The 22,285-nt window shown below is 62.3% G+C and carries 23 protein-coding genes, 1 other RNA gene and 1 pseudogene; 14 read left to right on the top strand and 11 right to left on the bottom strand.

The window, feature by feature from the left end; translation table 11 throughout:
• Positions 1 to 186 (top strand): annotated as a pseudogene (locus AC1DY9_RS16720) (porin); the annotation flags it as partial.
• Between the two features lie 113 nt (positions 187 to 299).
• Here AC1DY9_RS16720 and AC1DY9_RS16715 read toward each other — a convergent pair.
• Positions 300 to 977 (bottom strand): TetR/AcrR family transcriptional regulator, encoded by a 678-nt coding sequence (locus tag AC1DY9_RS16715; RefSeq protein WP_477667088.1) that lies wholly within the window; start codon positions 975 to 977, stop codon positions 300 to 302.
• Positions 978 to 1,124: 147 nt separating this feature from the next.
• On the opposite strand from AC1DY9_RS16715, the gene AC1DY9_RS16710 reads away from it, so the two are divergent.
• From AC1DY9_RS16710 to AC1DY9_RS16690, 5 genes are read left to right on the top strand one after another with little or no spacing between them, the layout of a single operon-like run.
• Complete coding sequence (locus tag AC1DY9_RS16710) at positions 1,125 to 1,598, top strand: VOC family protein (protein WP_457281970.1); 474 nt, start codon at positions 1,125 to 1,127, stop codon at positions 1,596 to 1,598.
• Positions 1,599 to 1,649: 51 nt separating this feature from the next.
• The gene (locus AC1DY9_RS16705) at positions 1,650 to 2,054 is read left to right on the top strand and encodes a VOC family protein (RefSeq protein WP_457282090.1); all 405 of its coding nucleotides are present in this window, start codon (positions 1,650 to 1,652) and stop codon (positions 2,052 to 2,054) included.
• Positions 2,055 to 2,093: 39 nt separating this feature from the next.
• A complete protein-coding gene (locus tag AC1DY9_RS16700) occupies positions 2,094 to 2,525 on the top strand; it encodes a VOC family protein (protein WP_457281969.1) in 432 nt (143 codons plus the stop codon).
• Positions 2,526 to 2,537: 12 nt separating this feature from the next.
• The gene (locus AC1DY9_RS16695; RefSeq protein ID WP_477667087.1) at positions 2,538 to 2,903 is read left to right on the top strand and encodes a YciI family protein; all 366 of its coding nucleotides are present in this window, start codon (positions 2,538 to 2,540) and stop codon (positions 2,901 to 2,903) included.
• A gap of 6 nt (positions 2,904 to 2,909) precedes the next feature.
• Positions 2,910 to 3,530 carry a glutathione S-transferase family protein gene (locus AC1DY9_RS16690; RefSeq protein WP_477667086.1) on the top strand — a complete coding sequence of 207 codons (621 nt, stop codon included), beginning with the start codon at positions 2,910 to 2,912 and terminating at the stop codon, positions 3,528 to 3,530.
• A 76-nt stretch (positions 3,531 to 3,606) separates the two neighbouring features.
• On the opposite strand, the gene AC1DY9_RS16685 is transcribed toward AC1DY9_RS16690, so the two are convergent.
• Positions 3,607 to 3,948 (bottom strand): collagen-like protein, encoded by a 342-nt coding sequence (locus tag AC1DY9_RS16685; RefSeq protein WP_457281966.1) that lies wholly within the window; start codon positions 3,946 to 3,948, stop codon positions 3,607 to 3,609.
• 404 nt (positions 3,949 to 4,352) lie between these two features.
• Here AC1DY9_RS16685 and AC1DY9_RS16680 point away from each other — a divergent pair, with 404 nt between their 5' ends.
• The 5 genes from AC1DY9_RS16680 to AC1DY9_RS16660 all read left to right on the top strand — a co-directional run bounded on the left by AC1DY9_RS16680 (position 4,353) and on the right by AC1DY9_RS16660 (position 8,882).
• The gene (locus AC1DY9_RS16680; RefSeq protein WP_477667085.1) at positions 4,353 to 5,144 is read left to right on the top strand and encodes an SDR family NAD(P)-dependent oxidoreductase; all 792 of its coding nucleotides are present in this window, start codon (positions 4,353 to 4,355) and stop codon (positions 5,142 to 5,144) included.
• A 110-nt stretch (positions 5,145 to 5,254) separates the two neighbouring features.
• Positions 5,255 to 6,205: an ABC transporter ATP-binding protein gene (locus AC1DY9_RS16675; RefSeq protein ID WP_477667084.1), complete on the top strand. Its 951-nt coding sequence runs from the start codon at positions 5,255 to 5,257 to the stop codon at positions 6,203 to 6,205.
• Entirely contained in the window at positions 6,202 to 6,963 is a 762-nt protein-coding gene (locus AC1DY9_RS16670) for an ABC transporter permease (protein ID WP_457281963.1), read from the top strand. Before AC1DY9_RS16675 ends, AC1DY9_RS16670 begins: the two co-directional genes overlap by 4 nt.
• A gap of 203 nt (positions 6,964 to 7,166) precedes the next feature.
• Positions 7,167 to 8,237 carry a pirin family protein gene (locus AC1DY9_RS16665; protein ID WP_477667083.1) on the top strand — a complete coding sequence of 357 codons (1,071 nt, stop codon included), beginning with the start codon at positions 7,167 to 7,169 and terminating at the stop codon, positions 8,235 to 8,237.
• Between the two features lie 198 nt (positions 8,238 to 8,435).
• Positions 8,436 to 8,882 (top strand): hypothetical protein, encoded by a 447-nt coding sequence (locus AC1DY9_RS16660; RefSeq protein WP_477667082.1) that lies wholly within the window; start codon positions 8,436 to 8,438, stop codon positions 8,880 to 8,882.
• A gap of 8 nt (positions 8,883 to 8,890) precedes the next feature.
• On the opposite strand, the gene AC1DY9_RS16655 is transcribed toward AC1DY9_RS16660, so the two are convergent.
• From AC1DY9_RS16655 to tkt, 3 genes are all read right to left on the bottom strand, one after another.
• Positions 8,891 to 9,127, bottom strand: coding sequence for a hypothetical protein (locus AC1DY9_RS16655; RefSeq protein ID WP_477667081.1), 237 nt, complete (start codon positions 9,125 to 9,127; stop codon positions 8,891 to 8,893).
• A gap of 89 nt (positions 9,128 to 9,216) precedes the next feature.
• Positions 9,217 to 10,215 carry a type I glyceraldehyde-3-phosphate dehydrogenase gene (gap, locus tag AC1DY9_RS16650; RefSeq protein WP_457281959.1) on the bottom strand — a complete coding sequence of 333 codons (999 nt, stop codon included), beginning with the start codon at positions 10,213 to 10,215 and terminating at the stop codon, positions 9,217 to 9,219.
• A gap of 64 nt (positions 10,216 to 10,279) precedes the next feature.
• Positions 10,280 to 12,322 (bottom strand): transketolase, encoded by a 2,043-nt coding sequence (tkt, locus tag AC1DY9_RS16645; RefSeq protein WP_477667080.1) that lies wholly within the window; start codon positions 12,320 to 12,322, stop codon positions 10,280 to 10,282.
• Positions 12,323 to 12,454: 132 nt separating this feature from the next.
• On the opposite strand from tkt, the gene speD reads away from it, so the two are divergent.
• The 3 genes from speD to AC1DY9_RS16630 are packed head-to-tail and all read left to right on the top strand — an operon-like array spanning position 12,455 to position 15,007.
• Positions 12,455 to 12,832 carry an adenosylmethionine decarboxylase gene (gene speD, locus AC1DY9_RS16640; protein WP_477651193.1) on the top strand — a complete coding sequence of 126 codons (378 nt, stop codon included), beginning with the start codon at positions 12,455 to 12,457 and terminating at the stop codon, positions 12,830 to 12,832.
• Positions 12,829 to 13,593, top strand: a complete 765-nt coding sequence (locus AC1DY9_RS16635) for a nucleotidyltransferase family protein (protein WP_477667079.1) — start codon at positions 12,829 to 12,831, stop codon at positions 13,591 to 13,593. Before speD ends, AC1DY9_RS16635 begins: the two co-directional genes overlap by 4 nt.
• 10 nt (positions 13,594 to 13,603) lie before the next feature.
• Positions 13,604 to 15,007, top strand: a complete 1,404-nt coding sequence (locus AC1DY9_RS16630) for an aminopeptidase P N-terminal domain-containing protein (RefSeq protein ID WP_477667078.1) — start codon at positions 13,604 to 13,606, stop codon at positions 15,005 to 15,007.
• A gap of 948 nt (positions 15,008 to 15,955) precedes the next feature.
• Here the strand turns inward: AC1DY9_RS16630 and AC1DY9_RS16625 are convergent.
• The 6 genes from AC1DY9_RS16625 to AC1DY9_RS16600 form a co-directional block, all read right to left on the bottom strand.
• Positions 15,956 to 17,596 (bottom strand): FAD-dependent oxidoreductase, encoded by a 1,641-nt coding sequence (locus AC1DY9_RS16625; RefSeq protein WP_477667077.1) that lies wholly within the window; start codon positions 17,594 to 17,596, stop codon positions 15,956 to 15,958.
• Positions 17,575 to 19,125 carry a polyamine aminopropyltransferase gene (locus tag AC1DY9_RS16620; protein ID WP_477667076.1) on the bottom strand — a complete coding sequence of 517 codons (1,551 nt, stop codon included), beginning with the start codon at positions 19,123 to 19,125 and terminating at the stop codon, positions 17,575 to 17,577. Before AC1DY9_RS16620 ends, AC1DY9_RS16625 begins: the two co-directional genes overlap by 22 nt.
• Before the next feature lie 62 nt (positions 19,126 to 19,187).
• A non-coding RNA gene (locus tag AC1DY9_RS16615) (sX9 sRNA) lies at positions 19,188 to 19,263 on the bottom strand.
• Between the two features lie 53 nt (positions 19,264 to 19,316).
• The gene (locus tag AC1DY9_RS16610; protein WP_007871890.1) at positions 19,317 to 19,538 is read right to left on the bottom strand and encodes a DUF350 domain-containing protein; all 222 of its coding nucleotides are present in this window, start codon (positions 19,536 to 19,538) and stop codon (positions 19,317 to 19,319) included.
• Between the two features lie 48 nt (positions 19,539 to 19,586).
• A complete protein-coding gene (locus AC1DY9_RS16605) occupies positions 19,587 to 21,104 on the bottom strand; it encodes a DUF4178 domain-containing protein (RefSeq protein ID WP_477667075.1) in 1,518 nt (505 codons plus the stop codon).
• Between the two features lie 119 nt (positions 21,105 to 21,223).
• Positions 21,224 to 22,261: an SPFH domain-containing protein gene (locus tag AC1DY9_RS16600; RefSeq protein ID WP_457281947.1), complete on the bottom strand. Its 1,038-nt coding sequence runs from the start codon at positions 22,259 to 22,261 to the stop codon at positions 21,224 to 21,226.
• Positions 22,262 to 22,285: the final 24 nt, after the last annotated feature.

The following is a 22,285-nucleotide window of genomic DNA, read 5'->3' as shown; positions in this document are numbered from 1 at the left end:
AACTACATCCGCAAGGATGTCCAGAGCGATCCGGCGGGCAAGCTCAAGCGCTTCCAGGCGGGCTACTCCTACAAGATGAGCAATCGCACTTCGCTGTACGGCTTCTATGACCGCTCGGACCCGAACAACCGCGTTGCCAATGACGTGATCCGCGTGTACGGGGTTGGCGTTCAGCACAACTTCTGAGCGCCAGGAGCTGGCGTAACTAGCTGATACGCAAAGCCCGCCTCCGGCGGGCTTTTGTCATCAATGCACCGGCCAAGCCTTGGGCAAATTCAATCAATGGATGTCAACTCCCCCTAGTCCCCGCACAGGCCCTTTTCAACCATGTCCAGCAGATGCTCGCCGATCTGCTGCATCTGCGGACCGATGAGCGGGCCTAACGGGCCGTCAATCACCAGCATGGCCAGGCCGTGCACTGCGGACCAGGCGAGGAACTCGGCGCCGGGCCGGCGCTCAGGCGACAGCACGCCGGCGCTCACGAGTTTGTCAAGCGCGGCGCCCAGCAGCTCGAAGGGGTCCAGGCCGCTTTCCCCTTTGCGCTCGGCATTGGCCGGCGCGCCCTGGGCCCTTTCTTTCAAATCATCCGAGGGGCCAAAGGCCGTGCGGAACAACCCGCTCTCTGCCTGCGCAAAACGCAAATAGCCGGCGCCGACCGCGCGCACGTTGGCGCGGGCGAATTCGGCTGGCGGCAAACCCCGGGGCAGCGCAGCCAGTTCGGCCTCCATCGCGCGGGCCACGGCCGCCAGCGCGGCTGAACGAACCGCATACAGCAAGGCCTGGCGGTTTTCGAAATGGCGGTAGGCCGCATTAGGCGCTACGCCCGCGCGGCGCGTGGCTTCGCGCAGCACCACGGCCCCGGGCCCGCCGGCGCGGGCCAATTCCACCCCGGCTTCCAGCAGGGCACGCCGCAGGTCGCCGTGGCGGTAAGTGCTGCGGGGCGGCGGGACTGGCTGGGACGGGGGCGCACTCGACATGGCTTGTTACTTATTTATGTGGACAGTGTTCATTATCTTTGCTATTCTTTTGTGGACGGTGTACACAATACCGCTGATTTAGCCACCGTACAAGGCCCGCAAGCCTTTAACGATTCTTTAAACGCCCTTCTTTCAAGGAACCAGACCATGCAGAAAATCACCCCCTTCCTGTGGTTCAACGACCAGGCCGAGGAAGCCATGAATTTTTATGTTTCGATCTTCAAGAACTCGAAGATCACCATGCTCAGGCGCTACGGCAAGGAAGGCCCGGGACCCGAGGGCTCGGTCATGACCGGCAGTTTCCAGCTTGAAGGCCAGGAATTCATGGCACTCAACGGCGGCCCGCACTTCAGCTTCACGCCGGCGATTTCGCTGTTCGTGGACTGCAAGACGCAGGAAGAGGTGGACGAGCTCTGGGACAAGCTCTCGGCGGGCGGGGCACCCAACCAGTGCGGCTGGGTCCAGGACAAATTCGGCCTGTCGTGGCAGATCATCCCCACCGCGCTCGGCAACATGCTGGGCGACAAGAACCCGGCCAAGGCCGGCGCCGCCATGAGCGCCATGCTGAAGATGCGCAAGATCAATATCAAGGACCTCCAGGAAGCCTATGACAGGGCCTGAGGAAGCACCTCCTCATTCAATTTATTCAAGGAGAGACCCGTGACGACCAAGATGTTTGTGAACCTGCCCGTGAAAAACCTGAACCAATCGGTGAAGTTTTTCACCGCGCTGGGCTTCAAATTCAACCCGCAATTCACCGATGAAAACGCCACCTGCATGATCGTGAGCGAGGAAAGCTTCGTCATGCTGCTGGTCGAGAACTATTTCAAGACCTTCACCCCCAAGCCGGTGAGCGACGCACGCAAAAGCACCGAGGTGCTGATCTGCCTTTCCTGTGACAGCCGCCAGGAAGTCGACGAGATGGTCAGCAAGGCTGTGGCTGGCGGCGCGACCACGCCCAACAAGCCACAAGACCACGGATTCATGTACCAGCACGGCTTCGAAGACCTGGATGGTCATCTCTGGGAGCTCGCCTGGATGAACGTTGAAGCCCACGCTGCGCAAATGAGTGCCTGAAAAATCCCCCAGCCTTATCAACCCACGAAGGAGTCAATCATGCTGATCCAGTCTTACCTCTTTTTTAACGGCCGCTGCGAAGAGGCCATCGAGTTTTACCGCAAGGCGCTTGGCGCCGAAGTGAAGATGATGATGCGCTTCAAGGAGAACCCGGAACCCATGACCGAAGGCTGCGGGCCGGACGGCGGTGCCATCCCGGGTGAGAACATCATGCATGCCAGCTTCAGGATCGGCGAAACGGAAGTGATGGCCTCTGACGGCATGGGCAACGGCAAGCCGGAATTCAAGGGCTTCTCGCTCTCGTTGACTGCGGCCAGCGATGCCGAAGCGCAGCGCCTGTTCAAGGCATTGAGCGACGGCGGCAAGGTAGAGATGCCCATCATGAAGACCTTTTACGCTTCGTCTTTCGGCATGGTGGAAGATCGCTTCGGCGTGTCGTGGATGGTCATCAAGCCGCTGCCCATGCCCTGATGGGGAAAGCATATGCAATTCCTGCTGATCATTTGCCACGACGCGGCCTTCGCGCCCACGCCGACGCTGGTGGCCGACATTGGCGCCTGGGTAAAGGACATGGGGAGCCGCGGCATCCTCAAGCACGGCAACCCGCTGCGCCCCCCCGACGACGCGATGACGGTGCGGGTGCGCAGCGGCAAGCGCGCGGTAACCAGTGGCCCCTTCACCGATAGCGCGGAAAAAATGGCGGCCTACGGGCTGATTGAATGCGCCGGCATGCAGGAGGCGATCGACATCGCAGCCGGCCATCCCATGGCCAGGGCCGCGACCATAGAGGTCAGGCCGGTGTGGTCCGACCTGCCGCGCATGGCGGCCCGAAAATCAACGACGAAATGAGTCAACATGAAGCTTTATTACTCGGACACGCTGAATCCGCGAAAAGCCTGCGCCGTCGCCAGGCACTTGAAGCTGCCGGTGGAGTTCATCTACGTGGCGCTGGAAAAAGGCGAGCACCGTACGCCACAGTTCCGCGCAATGAATCCCAATGCCAAGGTGCCCGTGCTGGTGGACGGCACCACGACCTTGTGGGAGTCGAATGCCATCATGTGCCACCTGGCGGAGAAAGCCGGCTCCGACCTGTGGCCGAGCGACAAGCGCCAGACCGAGGTGATCCGCTGGCTGATGTGGGATGCCACCGAGTTCGCGCCAACCGCCAGAACCTTCTATTTCGAACACATCATCAAGCCGCGCTTCCGTCAAAGCCAGGCCGACCCGGCCGAGATTGCGCGGGTGACGCCGGTCTTCGAGCGCTACGCCGGGGTGCTCGAAGCGCACCTCAAGGGGCGCGAATACCTCGTCGGCGACGCGCTGACTGTGGCCGACTTCGCGGCAGCTATCCCCTTGCCGTACGCCGAAAAGGCCCGCTTGCCGCTGGACAATTTCCCGGAAATCCGGCGCTGGCACGACCGCCTCAATCAGTTGGCCGCCTGGCGTGAGCCCTTTCCGGAATTACAGGGCGGTTAAATGCCTTGTACCCGCCGCTGAAAACAAAAAGGCCGGCGAGCACTCACGCGTTCGCCGGCCGGTGCAACCGAAAACCTTACCGTGCGGGCGCGGGAACGATCACGACCGTATCGCCTGTGGCACCGGTTCTGCCGGTCTTTCCGGTGTCGCCTGTGGCGCCGGTAGCACCGGCAGCGCCTTCGTAGCCGGTGGAGCCTGTTGCTCCCGTAGCACCGGTGGCGCCGGTCGGGCCGGGAATGCCGACTCCCGCGCCTGTGGCTCCTTTGGCGCCGTCGGTGCCGGGGGCACCCGTGGCGCCAGCAGGGCCGGCGGGACCGGGAACCGTGACCACAGCCGCAGGCGGCGCGACAACCGTTCTTTCACAAGCGCTCAGGGCCAGGGTGCCGGCAAGTGCGGCTAAAAGCAGTGGGTATTTCATAGAGATCCTCTGGTGAGAAAATTCGCACGGAAAAATGTGCGCCAACAGTTCGTTCCTGCCTTGACCGTGAACTGTTTTTTTTACGGATCATGTGCATGAAACCGATACCAGCCACAACACTTTGCCGAGAGACACACATTCGAGAACCGCAAGCGGTTGTCGCATGCCTGGCCATCTTGAAAGAATCATTTCTGATGCAGACAACAGGATGAGTGCTCAAGGTACCCATTGGCAAGCGCGCATGCTGTAGGACGGGCCCACGACAGCGTGTCCCGAATCGGCAGCATCGCCAACGCGCGCAACCACGTCCAGTAGTGCAAACTTCAAGCTGAACTTTCGCCAAAGCCGCGACCAATGCCAAAACCCATTCTTCATTCACACCCGACAACAAGGCAAGGACATCCATGACTGCAGCTTCTTCAACCAGCCCCGTGGCCGTCGTAACAGGGGGTGCACGCGGCATTGGCCTTGCCATCGGGCAATGGTTTCTGGCCAATGGTTACCGTGTGGCACTTCTGGATATCGACAGCGACACGCTGCTCCCCGCCGCTGCCGCCATTCAGGATGCAGGCCGCATACTGGCGGTGCATTGCGACGTGGCCGACCCGGCGCAGGTGAAATCGGCCATGGCGAAGGTGGATGCCCGCTTCGGCCGTATTGATGCGCTGGTCAACAACGCCGGCATCGCGGTGTTCAAGCCTATCGGTGAGACAACCTTTGAAGAATGGCGCCGGGTTTTGGGCGTCAACCTGGACGGCGCATTTTTGTGCAGCCAGGCCTGCGCGCCCATCATGAAGCGCACGGGCGGCGGCAGCATTGTCAACATCGCGTCGATCTCGGGCCTGCGCGCGAGCACGCTTCGCGTGGCGTACGGCACCAGCAAGGCCGCGCTTATCCAGCTGACCAAACAGCAGGCGGTTGAATTGGGCACCATCGGCATCCGGGCCAACGTGATCGCGCCCGGGCCGGTGGACACGGAAATGGCCAAGCTGGTTCACAGCGTGGCGATCCGCTCGGACTACCACGACGTGATTCCGCTGGGGCGTTACGGCACCGTGGAAGAAATCGCATCGGCCGTGGGCTTTTTGTGCAGCCCGGCAGCCAGCTATGTCAATGGCCAGGTGCTGGCTGTAGACGGTGGCTTTGAGTCTGCCGGTGTCGGCTTGCCGACGCTGAGAAAAAACCAGGGGGCCTGAGCACGCCATCTTGAAAACCCTGCTCCCGGCTTTTTCAGCCTTGCTCTATAGAATGATTCGGGTCTCTTCTGGCGTCACATTCTGGCGCCGCTTTCTTGTCAGGATGCCGCGTGCAACCCATTATTTCCCTTCAGAAACTCAGCAAAACTTACGCTTCGGGCTTTCATGCACTCAAGTCGGTGGACCTGGACATCCAGCGCGGCGAAATCTTCGCCCTGCTCGGACCCAACGGCGCAGGCAAGACCACCTTGATCAGCATCGTCTGCGGCATTGTCAATCCGAGCTCGGGCAGCGTGACGGCTGATGGACATGACGTCGTTCGGGATTACCGCGCCGCTCGCGCCAAAATCGGGCTGGTGCCTCAGGAGCTTTCGACCGATGCGTTTGAAACCGTCTGGTCCACCGTGAGCTTCAGCCGGGGCCTGTTCGGCAAGCCGCCCAACCCGGCCTACATTGAGAAAGTGCTGCGCGACCTTTCGCTGTGGGACAAGAAGGACAGCAAGATCATGGCGCTCTCCGGTGGCATGAAGCGCCGGGTATTGATTGCCAAGGCGTTGTCGCACGAACCCACCATCCTGTTCCTCGATGAGCCCAGCGCGGGCGTCGACGTCGAGCTGCGCAAGGGCATGTGGCAAATGGTGCGGGAGCTGCGCGACAACGGCGTCACCATCATCCTGACCACACACTATATTGAGGAAGCCGAGGAAATGGCCGACCGCATTGGCGTCATCAACAAGGGCGAGCTGATTCTTGTCGAAGACAAAACGGTGCTGATGCGCAAGCTGGGCAAAAAGCAACTGAGCCTGCAACTGCAAACGCCGCTGCAAACCATTCCGGGTGCGTTGGCAGGGCTGCCGCTTGAGCTGACGAAAGAGGGCCACACCCTGGTCTACACCTTCGACACACAAACCGAGGAGACGGGTATCGCGGCGTTGCTCAAGCAGCTGGCCGAACTCGGCATTGACTTCAAGGACCTGCATTCAAGCGAGAGTTCGCTCGAAGACATCTTCGTGAGCCTGGTGCATGCCGACAAACCGGGCGCCCAGAAGGAGGCCGCATGAACTGGCACGCCATCCGCGCTATTTACCGCTTTGAAATGGCGCGCACCTTCCGCACGCTGATGCAATCCATCGCCTCGCCGGTGATCTCGACCTCGCTGTACTTCGTGGTCTTCGGCGCGGCCATCGGCTCACGCATGGGTGACATCGACGGCATCCGCTACGGTGCCTTCATCATCCCCGGCCTCGTCATGCTGTCGCTGCTCAACGAGAGCATCTCGAACGCCGCCTTCGGCATCTACATGCCGAAATGGTCGGGGACAATTTACGAACTGCTGTCGGCGCCGGTGTCGTCCATGGAAGTGGTGATGGGCTACGTGGGCGCTGCGGCGAGCAAGTCCGTCATGCTGGGGCTACTGATTCTGGCAACGGCGCGCCTCTTCGTGCCCTATGAGATCGCGCACCCTTTCTGGATGCTGTGCTTCCTGCTGCTGACCGCGCTGACCTTCAGCCTGTTCGGTTTCATCATCGGGCTATGGGCCGACAACTTCCAGAAGCTGCAGATTGTGCCGCTGATGGTGGTGACGCCGCTGACTTTCCTCGGTGGCGCGTTTTACTCGATCAACATGCTGCCGCCGTTGTGGCAGAAGGTCGCCCTGTTCAACCCGGTGGTCTACCTGATCAGCGGATTCCGCTGGAGTTTTTACGGCGTGGCCGATGTCAACGTAGGCATCAGCGTGGCGGCCATCATGGGCTTTCTGGGGCTGTGCCTCGGCGCGGTGTGGTGGATCTTCCGTACGGGCTGGAAGCTGAAGGCCTGAGGAAGGGACAGGCGATTGATGACAACGCCCTATAGATGCTATTGATTTTATAGCTGCTTGCGCTTTCTACATAAGGTCCACAAGCATATTTCCCTTAAACCGCCAAGGCCGGGCCGGCCAGGTGGGCTGGCGATGCAGCTTGAAAGGACAGCGGCCAACCTTATATGTGTTCTTTGAAAGTTTCACGCCAGAAAGGCCTCTTCATGCCTGCCGACCCCACCGCAAGTTCTGTCGCTCACTCCGCCGCCCATCCAGTCCTCCAGGTCAAGCCACTCGGCTTTCCGTGGGCAACGCTCGACCCGTTCCTCTTTTGCGTGTACCACGACGACGCCTACCCTCGCGGCAATGCGCAGATGGGCCCGGATGCCTCGCTCGCGGGGCGCAATATCGGCCAGGACTTTGCCCGCAAGGACGGCTGGAACATGTACCACGGCAGCACGGTGCCGGGCTTTCCCGCGCACCCGCACCGCGGCTTTGAAACCGTGACCATCGTGCGCAAGGGCCTGATCGACCATTCCGACTCCCTGGGCGCGACAGCGCGCTTTGGCCGCGGCGACGTGCAGTGGCTGACGGCCGGCAAGGGCGTGGTCCATTCCGAGATGTTCCCGTTGCTGGACCCGCAAAATCCCAATCCACTGGAGCTGTTCCAGATCTGGCTGAACCTGCCGGCGGCCGGCAAGATGAGCGAGCCGCACTTCACCATGTTCTGGTCGCAGGACATTCCGCGCCTGGACATCAAGGATGCCGAAGGGCGCGGCACCGAAGTGGCCGTGATTGCCGGCCGTATTCAAAATACCCAGGCCGCGCCGCTGGCGCCGCCGCCGGATTCGTGGGCTTCGCAAGCCGAGGCCGACGTGGCGATCTGGACGATTCGCATGGTGCCCGGCGCCCGCTGGACGCTGCCCGCCGCAACGAGCGAAGGCACGCGCCGCCACCTGTATTTTTTCAAGGGGCAGTCTGCGACGCTGGGCGGCCAGGCGGTGAACGTGGACAGCGCCATCGAGCTGCGGGCCGGCGTGGATGCGGAGATCATCAACGGCGGCGAGGAAGCCGAATTCCTGATGCTGCAAGGCAAGCCCATTGGTGAGCCGGTGGTGCAGTACGGCCCGTTTGTCATGAACACGCAAGCCGAAATTGCACAGACCATGGCGGACTACCAGCGCACGCAGTTTGGTGGCTGGTCGTTTGGCGATGACGCGCCGGTGCATGGGCGGGAGCCGGCGCGCTTTGCGCGGCACCCGGGCGGACGCGAAGAGCGGCCGACGGGCGACTGACGGCCGAGCAGCGCCTCGCTGCTATATTTTTAATAGCTGTCCGCGCTTGTTCTTAGCTGCTCCGGGGCACTTTTCGCATAACTCCGGCATTACCAGTCAACTTCCCCGCAGTACCCCCAGGCAATATCGGGTTTCGCAAACGCCGCCTGTGGGGTGCGGCAGCAGACGCCTACACTCCCGCCAACACAAGGAGATGCCATGAGCCAGGAGCCCAACTCCCAAGCGGTCAAAAACGAACTGAATGCGCTGGCGCAGGCGTTCTTTCGCGCCGTCTCGTTTGAGCCGGGCAGCGTGCCGCCTTACGATGACATTCACGCGCTCTTCATCGACGCAGGCCTCCTGATCAAGAACACAGGAACCGCACCCGAGATTTCCAGCGTGCGCGAATTCATCGCGCCGCGGCAGGCCATGGTGGACAGCGGCGGCCTCACGCGCTTCAGGGAATGGGAGCTGTCGGAAACCACACAAATCTTCGGCAACATTGCCCATCGCTACAGCGCTTACGGCAAGGCCGGCACGATGAACGGCGAGGCATTCGAGGCGCGCGGCATGATCTCGACGCAGTTCGTCAAAACGCCTGAAGGCTGGAAGATGAGCGCGATGGCCTGGGACGATGAACGGCCCGGCCTGCACTTGCCTGATTGACCTGCCACTCAGGGAGGCATCAGCCCCGCATTGACCACCACCTCGTCCAGCGCGGCGAAAGTCATGTTGTGGCGATCCGTCAGCGGCCCACCGCCGGGCACTACATGGCCGTCTGCGGTGTAGCCAATGGCCTTGAACTTCCACACGCCGCCAATCAGTTTGAGCTGGCCCACCAGCTCGCCGCTGCTCAGATGAACACTCACCACTTGTTCGTTGAGTTTTTTGAACGTCAGGGGCATCAGCATGAACCTTTCAGGGCGACTGGTCGCCGAGTATTGCACTGACAATAAAAAAGCGCCCGGAGGCGCTTTTTTATTGGCGATGTTGAAGTGAATTACTTCGCCACCACGCGGACCATTTCGAGGCACTTGTTGGAGTAGCCCCATTCGTTGTCGTACCAGGCGACGACCTTGATGAAGGTGCCGTCGAGCGCGATGGACGCATCGGCGTCAAACACGCTGGTGCAGGTCTCGCCGCGGAAGTCGGTGGCAACGACCTTGTCTTCGGTGTAGCCCAGGATGCCCTTGAGTGCGCCTTCGCTTTGCGCTTTCATTTCGGCGCAGATTTCCTTGAGCGTGGCTTCCTTGTTGAGCTCGCAGGTCAGGTCAACCACCGACACGTCGGAGGTGGGCACGCGGAAGGACATGCCGGTCAGCTTCTTGTTGAGCTCGGGGATCACCACGCCCACAGCCTTGGCAGCGCCGGTGCTGGAGGGAATGATGTTTTCCAGGATGCCGCGGCCGCCGCGCCAGTCTTTGTTCGACGGGCCGTCCACGGTTTTCTGCGTGGCAGTGGCCGCGTGCACGGTCGTCATCAGGCCGCGCTTGATGCCCCACTTGTCGTTCAGCACCTTGGCGATAGGCGCCAGGCAGTTGGTGGTGCAGCTGGCGTTGGAAATGATGGCCTCGCCCTTGTAGGTCTTGTCGTTGACGCCGAAAACGAACATCGGGGTGTCGTCTTTCGACGGTGCCGAGAAGATGACCTTCTTCGCGCCGGCGGCCAGGTGCTTCTCACCGGAAGCCTTGTCGAGGAAGAGGCCCGTGGACTCCAGCACCACGGTGGCGCCGATATCGCCCCACTTGAGGTTGGCGGGGTCACGTTCCTGCGTCAGGCGGATCTTCTTGCCGTTGACGATCAGCGTGTTGCCCTCAACGGACACGTCGCCTTCGAAGCGGCCGTGCACCGAGTCGTACTTCAGCATGTAGGCCAGGTACTCAGGCTCGAGCAAATCATTGATGCCGACGATTTCAATGTCGCCAAAGCTTTTGATGGCCGAGCGAAACACGTTGCGGCCGATACGGCCAAAACCATTAATGCCAAGTTTGATAGTCATCTGCTGTTGCTCCTGGAAGTTGAAATCTTGTTGAATTGGGCGGCCGTGTCCGTTATCCGCGTGTTTACTTGCGCAGCACCTTGCGCACGGTGTCGGCCACGTTCTCGGCGGTAAAGCCGAAGTGCTTGAACAGCACTGGCGCGGGCGCCGATTCACCGTAGCTGTCGATGCCCACCACGGCGGCGCAGCCGTATTTCCACCAGCCGTCCGTCACGCCCATTTCCACCGCGATGCGGGGGATGCCTTCTGGCAGCACTTCGGATTTGTACGCCGTTTTTTGCTTGTCAAACGTCGTGTTGCTGGGCATGGAGACCACACGCACGGCGATCTTGTGGGCAGCCAGCAGCTCTTGCGCCTTGAGCGCGAGTTGCACTTCAGAGCCGGTGGCAATGATGACGGCCTGGGCCTTTTTGTTCAGGCCCACTTCGGCGGGCTCGGCCAGCACATAAGCGCCCTTGCTGATTTCACCGAGGTCGTTCTTCGGTGCGTAAGGCAGGTTCTGGCGGCTCAGCAGCAATGCCGTCGGTTTGTTCTTGTTTTCGAGCGCGACGGCCCATGCGACGGCGGTTTCGGCCGTGTCGCCCGGGCGCCAGACGTCGAGGTTGGGAATGAGGCGCAGGCTGGCCGCGTGCTCGATGGACTGGTGCGTCGGGCCGTCTTCGCCGAGGCCGATGGAGTCGTGCGTGAAGACGTGGATGACGCGGATCTTCATCAGCGCGGCCATGCGGATGGCGTTGCGGCTGTAGTCGCTGAAGGTCAGGAAGGTGCCGCCGTAGGGAATGAAGCCACCGTGCAGCGCGATGCCGTTCATGATCGCGGCCATGCCGAATTCGCGCACGCCGTAGTTGATGTGGCGCCCGCCCGCGCTCACGCCTTCGGCATTGGCCGTCAGCACGACTTCGCCGTTCATGTCAAAACGCAGGTTGGGCGTGGACTTGGTGTTGGTGAGGTTGGAGCCGGTCAAATCGGCCGAGCCGCCCAGCAACTCTGGCAGGCCGGCGGTGAAGGCTTCGAGTGCGAGCTGCGAAGCCTTGCGGGAGGCCACGGTTTCGGCCTTGGTGTGCGCGCCGATGACAGTGTCGACAGCCAGCTGCGAGAAACTCTTGGGCAGGTCGCCCTTCATGCGGCGGGTGAGTTCGGCGGCGAGCGCGGGGTGCGCAGCTTTGTAGGCGGCAAATTTCGCGTCCCAGGCGGCTTCAGCGGCCAAGCCCTTGGCCTTGGCGTCCCACGCGTCGTAGGTTTCCTTCGGCACTTCAAATGGTGCATAAGGCCAGTTGAGGGCTTCGCGCGTGAGCTTGATTTCTTCAGCGCCCAGCGGCTCGCCGTGGGCCTTGGCGGTGTTGGCGCGATTCGGTGAACCCTTGCCGATGTGCGTCTTGCAAATGATCAGCGTGGGCTTGTCGCTGGATTTTTTGGCGCCTTCAATGGCCTGCGAGACCAGCTCGGCGTCGTGGCCGTCGATGGGGCCCAGCACGTTCCAGCCGTAAGCGGCGAAACGCACGGCGGTGTTGTCGATGAACCAGGGAGCGACCTGGCCGTCAATCGAGATGCCGTTGTCGTCATACAGCGCGACCAGCTTGTTGAGCTTCCACGCGCCGGCGAGCGCGGCCGCTTCGTGGCTGATGCCTTCCATCAGGCAGCCGTCGCCCATGAACACATAGGTGTTGTGGTCGACGACGGTGTGGCCTTCGCGATTGAACTCTTTGGCGAGCAGCTTTTCAGCCAGCGCCATGCCGACCGCATTGGTCAGGCCCTGGCCCAGCGGGCCGGTGGTGGTTTCAACGCCGGGGGTGTAGCCGTATTCGGGGTGGCCGGGGGTTTTGCTGTGGAGCTGGCGGAAGTTCTTGAGTTCGCCAATGGGCAGTTTGTAGCCGGTGAGGTGCAGCACGGCATAAATCAGCATGGAGCCGTGGCCGTTGGACAGCACAAAACGGTCGCGGTCGAACCAGTTGGGGTTGTGCGGGCTGTGCTTGAGGTGGCTGCCCCAGAGGGCGACTGCCATGTCGGCCATGCCCATGGGGGCGCCGGGATGTCCGGAATTGGCTTGTTGAACGGCGTCCATTGCGAGTGCGCGTATCGCATTCGCCATCATTTGCGTATTGGCCATGTAGGCAGCTCCGGGAGGGGGAAAGATCAGGGGTAACCCGGTATTTTACCGTTTGGGCCCTCCCCACCGGTTTGGCGGGGGTTTGGCCCCGATTTGGCCGGCCGGCACCCCGCCATGCACTAAAGTCGGGGCATGCAAGGCCTTCACCTGACCGCCGACCTTTACAAATGCCGCTGCGACCCGGCCTGGCTGACCGACGCTACCCGACTGGGCGACTGGTGCGTGCAGGCGGTGCAGGCAGCCGGCCTGCAGGCCGTTAACCAGCTGTTTCACACTTTTCCCGACACCGTGCACGGCCCAGGCGGCATCACGGCCACCGTGCTGCTGGCCGAGTCGCATGTGTGCGTGCACACCTGGCCTGAACAGAAAGCCGTGACGCTGGACGTCTATGTGTGCAACTTCGGCGGCGACCACTCCGCCCGGGCACGCGGCCTGATGGATGCGCTGGTGCGCCGCTTTAACCCCGAATGGACCGAGCAGCGGTCGCTGGACCGGGGCGATACGCAATGACCGGCGCACCCATCAAGGCCATGATCATGGCCGCCGGCCGCGGCGAGCGCATGCGGCCGCTGACCGACACCACGCCCAAGCCCCTGCTGCCGGTGCGCGGCAAGCCGCTGATTGACTGGCAGGCCGAAGCGCTGGTGCGCGGCGGCTTCACCGACCTGGTCATCAACACGGCCTGGCTGGGCGAGCAGGTTCCGGCCCATTTTTCTACACTTTCTTCAAGCCATTTCGGGCTGCAGCCCAATCAGGACGCGCGCAAGCAGCTATCAATTTCATACTCACACGAAGGCGTGGATTTTGGCGGTGCACTGGAAACCGCCGGGGGCATTGCGCGTGCGCTGCCGCTACTGGGTGACATTTTCTGGGTACTGGCGGGCGATGTGTTTGTGCCCGGCTTTGAGTTCACCCAGGCCGCCGTCACGCGGTTTGCCGCTGACAACAAGCTGGCCCACCTCTGGCTGGTGCCCAACCCCGCACACAACTCGAAAGGCGACTTTGGCCTTGGCCCTGATGGACTGGCGCTGAACCTGCCCAAGGACAGCCCGCAGCCCAAATTCACCTACAGCACCATCGGCCTGTACCGGCGCGAATTGTTCGACAGCCTGCCCTTCGGCAACCCGCAAGGCCTGAAAGCCCCACTGGCACCGCTTTTGCGTACGGCGATGGACAATCAGGCCGTGAGCGCCGAGCTGTATGAAGGCGCCTGGACCGACGTTGGCACACCGGCGCGGCTGGATGAGCTGAACCAAACCACCACGACTTGAAGCAGAACACATGAGCACCACCACGATCTACGAAAAACGCCGCGCCGCCATTGCCCGCGCCCTGAAGGCGGCCGGCGGCGGCATCGCCCTGCTGCCCACCGCGCCCGAATACCCGCGCAACCGCGACAGCGACTTCCCCTATCGCCACGACAGCTACTTTTATTACCTGACCGGCTTCAGCGAACCCGACAGCTGGCTGGTGATTGAGGCCAGCGGCAAGACCACGCTGTTTTGCCGGCCCAAGGACCTGGAGCGCGAGATCTGGGACGGCATTCGTTTGGGCCCCAAGGCCGCGCCCGCCGCGCTGGGTGTGGACGCTGCCTTCAGCGTGGAAGCGCTGGACGAAAAAATGCCGCAGCTGCTGGCCAACCAGAGCGCCGTGTGGTTTCCGTTTGCCACGCACAAAGGCCTGGAAACACAGGTGGACGACTGGCTGAACAAGGTGCGCGCCCGCGTGCGTTACGGCGCCGAATGCCCGCAAAGCCAGCACGACTTGTGCAAGCTGCTTGACGAAATGCGGCTGGTGAAGGACAGCCATGAAGTCGCGATCCTCAAGCGCGCCGGCAAGATTTCGGCCGGTGCCCACGTGCGCGCCATGCAGACCTCGGCTGCCATGTTGCGTGACGGTGCCAACGGGAAACTAAAGGGCGGCCTGCGTGAATACCACCTCGAAGCCGAGCTGCTGCACGAGTTCCGCCGCCATGGTTCGCAGTTCCCGGCTTATGGCAGCATCGTCGCGGCCGGCGCCAACGCCTGCATCCTGCACTACCGCGCGGGCGACACCGAACTCAAGCCCGGCCAGCTGTGCCTGATTGACGCCGGTTGCGAGCTGGACGGCTACGCCAGCGACATCACCCGCACCTTCCCGGCAGACGGCAAATTCACGCCGGCCCAGCGCACGCTGTACGACATCGTGCTGGCCGCGCAAGACGCCGCGGTGAAAGTAACCAAGCCCGGCAAACGCTTTCTGGACCCGCATGACGCGGCGACGCGCGTACTGGTGGAAGGCATGCTGGACACCGGCCTGCTCGACAAAAAGAAGCACGGCAAGGTCGACGACGTGCTCGAATCCGGCGCCTACCGCCAGTTCTACATGCACCGCACCGGCCACTGGATGGGCATGGACGTGCATGACTGCGGCGACTACACCGAGCCTGGCAGCAAGCCGCGCGAAGAAAAAGACGCCCTGGGCCAGACCGTGATGCGCAAGCCCTCACGCATCCTGCGGCCCGGCATGGTGCTGACCATCGAGCCCGGCATTTATGTGCGGCCCGGCAAGAACGTGCCCAAGGAGTTCTGGAACATCGGCATCCGGATTGAGGACGATGCGCTGGTGACGGCCAAGGGGTGTGAGTTGATGACGCGGGGGGTGCCGGTGGATGGGGATGAGATTGAGGCGTTGATGAAGGGGTGATGGGGACGCTGCGGTTTGCCGCAGGGCCGGACGGGCGCCTCGATGCTATGTATTTGATAGCTGCTGGCGCATATGCCCATTGGGCTAGAGGCCAAATATCTCCTGAAAATGGGCCAGAAACAGGCCCATTTTCATTTTGGGGCGTCAAAAACTGCCTCCGAGCGCATTTTGGGGGGGTCAGCAGGCCTTGTTTCAGGCATCGAAAGCGCGTTGGATCCAATAGGGACGAGCGCAAGCAGCTATTTAATTGATAGCGCCGTGTTTCTTGTTGTGTTCGAATTGAACTCGCTTAAAGGTGGTTCTTGTTCCAGCTTGGGCTCACTCTGCTGAGGACTGCTGGCCGGGGGTTGCCCGGCGGCAAGTAACTTTCTTTTGCGTCGCCAAAAGAAAGTCACCAAAGAAAAGGCGACCCTGCTGTCTGCGACCCCTGCGCTTCGCTCCGGGGCAACCTGCGGTGCTCGGTTCAGGCGGGGTCTCGCTCGAACTCGCCTTCGGCTCAGACAATCGCGATCCCTGATCCGCCTGAACCTGTGCTCCTCGGCGCATACAGAAGGGCTAATCGGGAGCGGGGACTGAAGACAAATACCAACTCCAATACCAACAAGGACACGCCATGGCGTGTCCTTGTTTCTTCTGGTATTCAGGGCCCTGTCTTCGGCTGTTTGGTATTCCTGTCTCCACCCCCTTGTGTATGCGCCGAGGAGCGGAGGTCCAGACGGATCAGGGCAAAAACTTGTTTGAGCGCAGCGAGTTGTTTTTGACCCCGGCTGGACCGAGCACCGCAGGTTGCCCGTAGCGCAGCGAAGGGACGCAGGAACCAGGGTCGCCTTTTCTTTGCTTACTTTCTTTTGGCGAAGCAAAAGAAAGTGAGTTGCATGCCGGGCAACCCCCGGCCAGCAACACTCGGCAAAAAGCACACAGCCGGAACAAACCCAGCCAAAACAAAACTCAAACCAAACCCAAACCCATCCCCCGCAAATGCCCCTGCGTAAACGCCTCTTCAAACACCGAATACCCCGATAAGTCACCGTGCGCAAAATGCAGCCGCTGCCAGGGCGCCTGCAAACGCCCCTGCAGCGCCCGCAGAGCCGCACTGCTGCGCACACCCGGCACCGGCGTGCTCATCGCATGGCCATAACGCATGACTTCCATGCGCGTGACCTTGCCGGGCAGATCAGGATGCGGCACCGACAGCTCGGCCAGCACGCTGTCGCGCCAGTGCGTCCAGGGTTTCTCGTACAAGGTTTTGCGGCCTGCCGGTTCAATGCCGAAGGCGCGGTAATACGTGAGTACCGTGGCGTCGGGCACGGCCTGCAGGCTCTGATGCATGGCGTCGACGTAACCCAGGCCTGCCTGCGCAGCGCTGTCTGATGCATCCCCGCCGTAGATCACGTTGTCCCAGCTGGGTGCGGCACCGGGCCGGTCGTGCAGCGCGGCCTTGATGTGCAGGTTGGCGACCAGCCAGGGTGCGTGACGCAGCTGGCCGGCGGCTTCGCGCAATGCGGGCGGCGGGCTTTCCACCACACGCGCCGCCACAAACAGCGGCATCGCCAGGATGCACTGGTCAGCCTGCCAGCGCTCGACGGTCTGGGTGGCCGCATTGAAGGCATCGACCTCTACACCATGCCGGCCCGCAGCCACACGAACCACGATCCGGCCGGCGTACAGGCGTTCACCGAGTGGTGCGGCCAATTGGCGGGTGAGCCAGCCATTGCCCTCGGGCCAGGTGAGCACACCCGCTTCGCGCTCCGCAGAAGCTGCGTCGCCGGGCGCCTGAAAGCCATGCCGGCTGGCGAAGTAATGGATGCCGGCCCAGGCCGATACGGTGTCCAGGCCCGCGCCGTAATCGTCGCGGCAGCAATAGTCGAGGTACCAGCGCAGTGGCGTACTGGTGAGTTGCTGCTGGTCCAGCCATGCCTTGAACGTCACGGCATCCAGCGCGCGGTGTTGCGGTGCCAGGGGTACTCCGGCAACAGGAATCTGGAATGCGGCCACAGACGAGGCCTGCTGCACCAGCGCCGCAAAACGCCGGTATTCAGCCAACACGCCAGCGTCCACATCCTGCAGCGGCAGCAGCCCTTCCTGCCACTGGCCGTTGATGAACAGCCGCTCCTGCGGGCTGTGGCACAGATGGCGTTCGTCGTACACCCAGCGGCCGGCCACACGCTGGCGCAGTGAAAGTTCTTCGAGTAAATCCTGCACGTCACGCGCCGCATCCCCGGGCACCGGCAGGTAATGCGCGCCCAGCGGGCAGGGTACGCCGTTGACCAGGCCCGCGCGGCTGTTGCCGCCGGCCTGGTCTTCCAGCTCCAGCAGCGCGAAGTCCTGCATGCCGCGCAGGCGCAGCGCACGCGCCGCCGCCAGGCCGGCCACACCGCCACCGGCAATCAATACGCGGGTACGCCGGGTGACGGACGGGGCCGGCCAGGCACGGGCCCTGCCGGTCTCGTCAGGCCGAAGCAGATGGCCGCGCTCATGGTTCGCACCCACAAAAACGCCTTCAACGTGCGTGGCCTCCTTGCAGCCCAACAGCGGTAGCGCAGAGGCGGCCAGGAAATCCCGGCGCTTCAATGCAGCACCTTGCCCCATTCCTGCTCGTAGCTGTGCACCAGTTCCTGGCTGGAGAGCCGGTTCACGGGCGCCGGCACGCGTGCCATGTCCACAGGGAAATCAAACAGCAAGGGCAGGGTCTGCGGGTCCAGAAAACGCAGGCCGGCAGGCAGGGTGCCCATTTGCGTCGTGGGGCTGAAAGGCCGCCGGCTGGCGACCACAAAACCCCATTCGCCAAAACTGGGCACATTGGCGTGGTAGGGGGCGGCCTTGAGCCCGACGGACTCCAGCGTACTCACCACCGTCCAGTAGCTGCGCCGCGCCACCAGGGGAGACGTGGTCTGGATGACGGCATACCCGCTGGCCGAAAGGTGCTGGTCGAGCAGCGCATAAAACGAGTTGGTGTAGAGCTTGCCGATGGAAAAATTGGTCGGGTCGGGGAAGTCCACAATGATGATGTCGAACATGCCGGCGTTTTTGTCCAGCCACTGGAAAGCGTCGGCATTCACGACGCGCACCTTGGGTGACAGCAGCGCGTCGCCGTTCAGACGTTTCAAGGCGGGCTGCTGGCTGAAGAGCTGCGTCATGGCCGGGTCCAGCTCTACCAGCGTGACGCTTTCCACACTGGGGTATTTCAGGACTTCGCGCACCGCCATGCCGTCGCCGCCGCCCAAAACCGCTACCGTCTTCGGCGCACCGTGTGCGCTCATCACGGGGTGCACCAGCGCTTCGTGATAGCGGTATTCGTCACGCTCGGCAAACTGCAGGTTGCCGTTGAGGAACAGGCGGTGGCCGGCGCGGCCGTTCGTCACCACGATGCGCTGGTAGGGCGTGGTGGCGGTGAAGATCACACGGTCCTGGTAGAAATGGTCTTCGGCCAGTGTGGTGATCTGGTTCGCACCCACAAAGCCGGCGCCCAGCACGCTCAAGACCCCCAGGCAAGCCAGGGCATGCGACTTGACGTGCCGCAGCTCATGGCGGAACAGCCACAGCGCCCACACCGCGACAGCCGCGTTCATGAGGCCAAACAGCAGGCCGGTGCGGATCAGGCCCAGATGCGGCACCAGCACCAGCGGAAATGCCAGCGACACGGCCAATGCGCCCAGGTAGTCGAAGGTGAGCACCTGCGACACCAGCTCCTTGAGTGCAACGTTGCGCCGCAGGATGCGCATGACCAGCGGAATCTCCAGCCCCACCAGCGTGCCCACCAGCAGCACCATGGCGTACAGCAGAAAACGGAAAGCGCCGGGCACATAGGCATTCGCCAGAAACAGCGTGGCCGGCAGCGCACCGCCCACCAGCGCCACCATCAATTCAATGCGCAAAAAATGGGCCGGTAACTGCCGCTCGAAAAACCGCGACAGCCACGAGCCAATGCCCATGGCAAACAGGTAGCTGCCGATGATGGTGGAGAACTGCAGCACTGAGTCGCCCAGCAGATAAGAAGCCAAAGCCCCTGCCGCCAGCTCATACACCAGCCCGCACGCCGCGACCACAAAGACGCTGGCCAGCAGCGCGACTTCAAGAGGGCGCGGTGTGGCAACGGTGGAGGGGGGTTTAGTGTTCAAAACGAGGGTGCCGATGGATGGGATATGCAGAACTGCGATGCGAAGCGAGCCGGTATCACGACGGCGTCAAGGGCGTAGCGAGCGAGCTGCGGGCAAGGCGGACGGCGCGCAGGAACCGGAATGTACCTGCGGGTACATGAGGATTCCGAGCACCGGCCAACGCCGCCCCCAGTTCGCGCAGTAGCCGGGAACTACCCGTGGATGGCGGCGGCTACTATTACGCAGATGCCCAGCGCCATCGCGGCAACCACCAGCGCCAGCGCCACGTTCTGCTTCTCGACAATCTCCAGCCACAGGTCGTACGGTGTCATTTTGTCAATGATCACAAAGCTCAGCCAGAAGATGATCACGCCGATCAGCGCGAACAAAATCGAGCCGAGGAATGCGGCGGGTTTAAGCCATTCAAGTCCCATGATGTTCTCCAGAAAAAATCTGCCAGGTTGAATAGAAAGGGGCCGGCTTCATTTATGGCCGCCTCCGCCGGAAAATCCACCGAATGAGCCGCCTGAACTGCGCGAGCTGCTGGACGAAGAACAGTTCTCGACATTCGGGTCGCAGCGCGAGCAGCGTGTGACCAGCAACAGAACCACCAGTATCACCAGCACCACCACAACAATGGTGCCGCAACCCATGCCCGACGCACTGCTCAGGGGCTTGGCATCCGCGCGCTTGAAGAGGTCTTTCTTGCCTTCAAGCTTGAAAGCCCTGGCGATCAGTTCGCCGTCCAGCTTGCTGCCGCTGGACCAGGTGACTTCGTTCGGCGCCTCTTCCTGGGACAGCAGCGCGCTGCCGCTGGCGAAATCGCGGTTAAAGGTTTTTTGCCCGCGCTGAACCTGCCAGTAGAACTCGCCGGCAGCATACGTCGTCTCGGCGCGGTAGCTGCTTTGCAGGCGGTAGGTGGTCTTGAGGTAGGTGGCGCTGTCGCCACCCGTCTTGAAGGTGGGCGCGCCGGTCAGGGGCTTGACCACGCTCCAGCCGTCGGTGGCGTCCACCAGAAAGGTAAAGCCGCGCTTGCGGTTGTAGAGCAGGTATTCATCCCAGCCGAAGTGCTCGTCCGGGTCGTCGGGCTCGTACCCCATGCGGTGCTGGAACCCGACGACCTGCCATTGCGTGCCCAGCAACTGGCCTGTACTTCCCAGCGCGATCAGCGGGGCCACCGGTTCGTCCTGGATCGCATGCTGAAGCGCGGCGCCTGTGCCCTGGCTCAGGTCGATGAGGCTGTTGCAGGAACTGCAGGTGATGCTTTTGCTGGCAGCCAGCGTAACCGCCACCGTCGCTCCGCAGTTGGGGCAGCTGAATTGCCTGCCGCTTTCTTCCTTGGCAGACTCGTCCTTCAGGCCAACCAGCTTCAACTCGTCAAGCAGTACCGAGCGGCCCACCGACAGCGCCGGCGCGCCGCCACCGGATGCCGTGCCGTAGTCGACGCTGAGTACATCGCCATCCGTGCTGCGCAATTCAACCACGGCAAAAGGCATGCCCAGCGCTGGCAGGCGCGGCAGCTCGCCCTGTGCCGACAGCAGCACAACGCTCTCGTTGGAGGCCACACTGAAGGGCTTGGCATTGATCGCCGTGGTGGCGCCGATGCGAAAGTTTTCTGCGGGCGGTACGGCGCGCTGCAGGCTGGTGGGCCGGCTGAAAACATAAGCGCCGTTGTCCTCGCTCAGGAAGGCCGCGCCGCCGTCGTCCAGGATGGCGTACCACTCGGTCCAGGTTCCCTGGGCGTACCTGTATTGCAGCCGGCCGACCAGTGTGAAATTGCGGCCCTGCCAGACCCCGGAGGCCTGCAGCTGCAGGGGGCTGAAGTCGTTGAACAGTTCAGCCATTTTGCCGATGCGCGACAGCGTGTCACCATCGCGCACGACAGTGCTCTGGCAGTAGCCGCACACCGCATGGGTGGACTGCGCGCTGCGGAATTCAACAGGCGCACCGCAGCCGGGACACGGCGCGCGGTAGGCGCGTTGCTGGGTGACGTCAGTCACAGCAGATGAAGCTCAGTGCCGGACAGAAGGCACGCGCAGCGAAGGGCCGCCCCGAGCAAGCGACGGCCCCCTCGGGGGGCAGCGCAGTACACGAAGTGACAAGCGTGGGGGCCACATACTTAAACTAACTTTTTGAGCAGCTCGGCCTTCTTGGCGTCGAACTCTTCCTGTGTGAGGATGCCCTTGGCCTTGAGTTCTCCGAGCTTCTCGAGCGTGGCCATGACATCGTCTGGCTTAACCGCCGCAGCCGCTGCGGCCGAAGCCGCCTGGGCTGTGTTGCCCTGCAAGCCCTGCTGCAGGTTTTGCGCCAGCACCTGGCCCAGCGCCACACCGGCACCCAGGCCCATGGCGTCACCGGCAATACCGCTGCCGCCCCCGCCGCCTTCGGCGAACTTCGGGATGGCCTGCGCCGTCTGGTACTGCATGAACTTGCCCATGTCGTTGCCGACCATGCCCATGCCGATTTTCTGGTCGAGGATTTTTTGCAGCTCTTCGGGCAGCGAGAGGTTCTGCACCGTCATGCCCTCGAGCTTCAGGCCGATCTTGGCAAATTCGGGCACAAGCTGCGCCGCCAGCGCCTGGGCAAACACGAGCTGGTTCGCGGCCAGGTCGAGGAAGGCAATGTCGCTGGCTGCAATGGCGGCGGAAATATTCTGCAGCACCAGGCCCCGCAGCTGTCCGTCAAGGTCGGCCGTGGTGTAGCGGTCGCGTGTGCCTGAAATTTCGGTGTGGAAAAGCTTGGGGTCGGCAACACGGAAGTTGTAGTTGCCGAAGGCGCGCAGCCGGACAGCACCGAAGTCCTTGTCGCGAATGGTGATGGGCTGGGGCGTGCCCCACTTCTGGTCGATCTGCTGGCGGGTGCTGAAGAAGTAGACGTCGCTCTTGAAGGGAGACTCAAACAGCTTGTCCCAGTTCTTGAGGTAGGTCAGCACCGGAATGGTCTGCGTCGTCAGCTTGTACATGCCGGGACCGAACACATCGGCGATCTTGCCCTCGTTGACGAAGACCGCCATTTGCGATTCGCGCACGGTGAGCGAGGCGCCGTACTGGATCTCCATGTCGGCCATCGGGAAACGCCAGGCCAGTGTGCCGTCGTCGTCCTCGGTCCACTGGATGATGTCGATGAACTGTTTCTTGATGAAGTCCATTAAGGCCATAGCGCGCTCCCTTGAGTGGTTGTC

This window comes from Polaromonas sp. P1_F6 (genome assembly GCF_056405695.1).
The sequence above is the reverse complement of the archived record's forward strand: the minus strand, read 5'-3'. Positions and strand labels throughout refer to the sequence as shown.

What these genes read in the sequence shown, in the direction of transcription:
- AC1DY9_RS16715 (WP_477667088.1), bottom strand. Translation starts at nt 977, where the DNA reads ATGTCGAGTGCGCCCCCGTCCCAGCCAGTCCCGCCGCCCCGCAGCACT.
- AC1DY9_RS16710 (WP_457281970.1), top strand. Translation starts at nt 1,125, where the DNA reads ATGCAGAAAATCACCCCCTTCCTGTGGTTCAACGACCAGGCCGAGGAA.
- AC1DY9_RS16705 (WP_457282090.1), top strand. Translation starts at nt 1,650, where the DNA reads ATGTTTGTGAACCTGCCCGTGAAAAACCTGAACCAATCGGTGAAGTTT.
- AC1DY9_RS16700 (WP_457281969.1), top strand. Translation starts at nt 2,094, where the DNA reads ATGCTGATCCAGTCTTACCTCTTTTTTAACGGCCGCTGCGAAGAGGCC.
- AC1DY9_RS16695 (WP_477667087.1), top strand. Translation starts at nt 2,538, where the DNA reads ATGCAATTCCTGCTGATCATTTGCCACGACGCGGCCTTCGCGCCCACG.
- AC1DY9_RS16690 (WP_477667086.1), top strand. Translation starts at nt 2,910, where the DNA reads ATGAAGCTTTATTACTCGGACACGCTGAATCCGCGAAAAGCCTGCGCC.
- AC1DY9_RS16685 (WP_457281966.1), bottom strand. Translation starts at nt 3,948, where the DNA reads ATGAAATACCCACTGCTTTTAGCCGCACTTGCCGGCACCCTGGCCCTG.
- AC1DY9_RS16680 (WP_477667085.1), top strand. Translation starts at nt 4,353, where the DNA reads ATGACTGCAGCTTCTTCAACCAGCCCCGTGGCCGTCGTAACAGGGGGT.
- AC1DY9_RS16670 (WP_457281963.1), top strand. Translation starts at nt 6,202, where the DNA reads ATGAACTGGCACGCCATCCGCGCTATTTACCGCTTTGAAATGGCGCGC.
- AC1DY9_RS16665 (WP_477667083.1), top strand. Translation starts at nt 7,167, where the DNA reads ATGCCTGCCGACCCCACCGCAAGTTCTGTCGCTCACTCCGCCGCCCAT.
- AC1DY9_RS16660 (WP_477667082.1), top strand. Translation starts at nt 8,436, where the DNA reads ATGAGCCAGGAGCCCAACTCCCAAGCGGTCAAAAACGAACTGAATGCG.
- AC1DY9_RS16655 (WP_477667081.1), bottom strand. Translation starts at nt 9,127, where the DNA reads ATGCTGATGCCCCTGACGTTCAAAAAACTCAACGAACAAGTGGTGAGT.
- gap (WP_457281959.1), bottom strand. Translation starts at nt 10,215, where the DNA reads ATGACTATCAAACTTGGCATTAATGGTTTTGGCCGTATCGGCCGCAAC.
- tkt (WP_477667080.1), bottom strand. Translation starts at nt 12,322, where the DNA reads ATGGCCAATACGCAAATGATGGCGAATGCGATACGCGCACTCGCAATG.
- speD (WP_477651193.1), top strand. Translation starts at nt 12,455, where the DNA reads ATGCAAGGCCTTCACCTGACCGCCGACCTTTACAAATGCCGCTGCGAC.
- AC1DY9_RS16635 (WP_477667079.1), top strand. Translation starts at nt 12,829, where the DNA reads ATGACCGGCGCACCCATCAAGGCCATGATCATGGCCGCCGGCCGCGGC.
- AC1DY9_RS16630 (WP_477667078.1), top strand. Translation starts at nt 13,604, where the DNA reads ATGAGCACCACCACGATCTACGAAAAACGCCGCGCCGCCATTGCCCGC.
- AC1DY9_RS16625 (WP_477667077.1), bottom strand. Translation starts at nt 17,596, where the DNA reads ATGGGGCAAGGTGCTGCATTGAAGCGCCGGGATTTCCTGGCCGCCTCT.
- AC1DY9_RS16610 (WP_007871890.1), bottom strand. Translation starts at nt 19,538, where the DNA reads ATGGGACTTGAATGGCTTAAACCCGCCGCATTCCTCGGCTCGATTTTG.
- AC1DY9_RS16600 (WP_457281947.1), bottom strand. Translation starts at nt 22,261, where the DNA reads ATGGCCTTAATGGACTTCATCAAGAAACAGTTCATCGACATCATCCAG.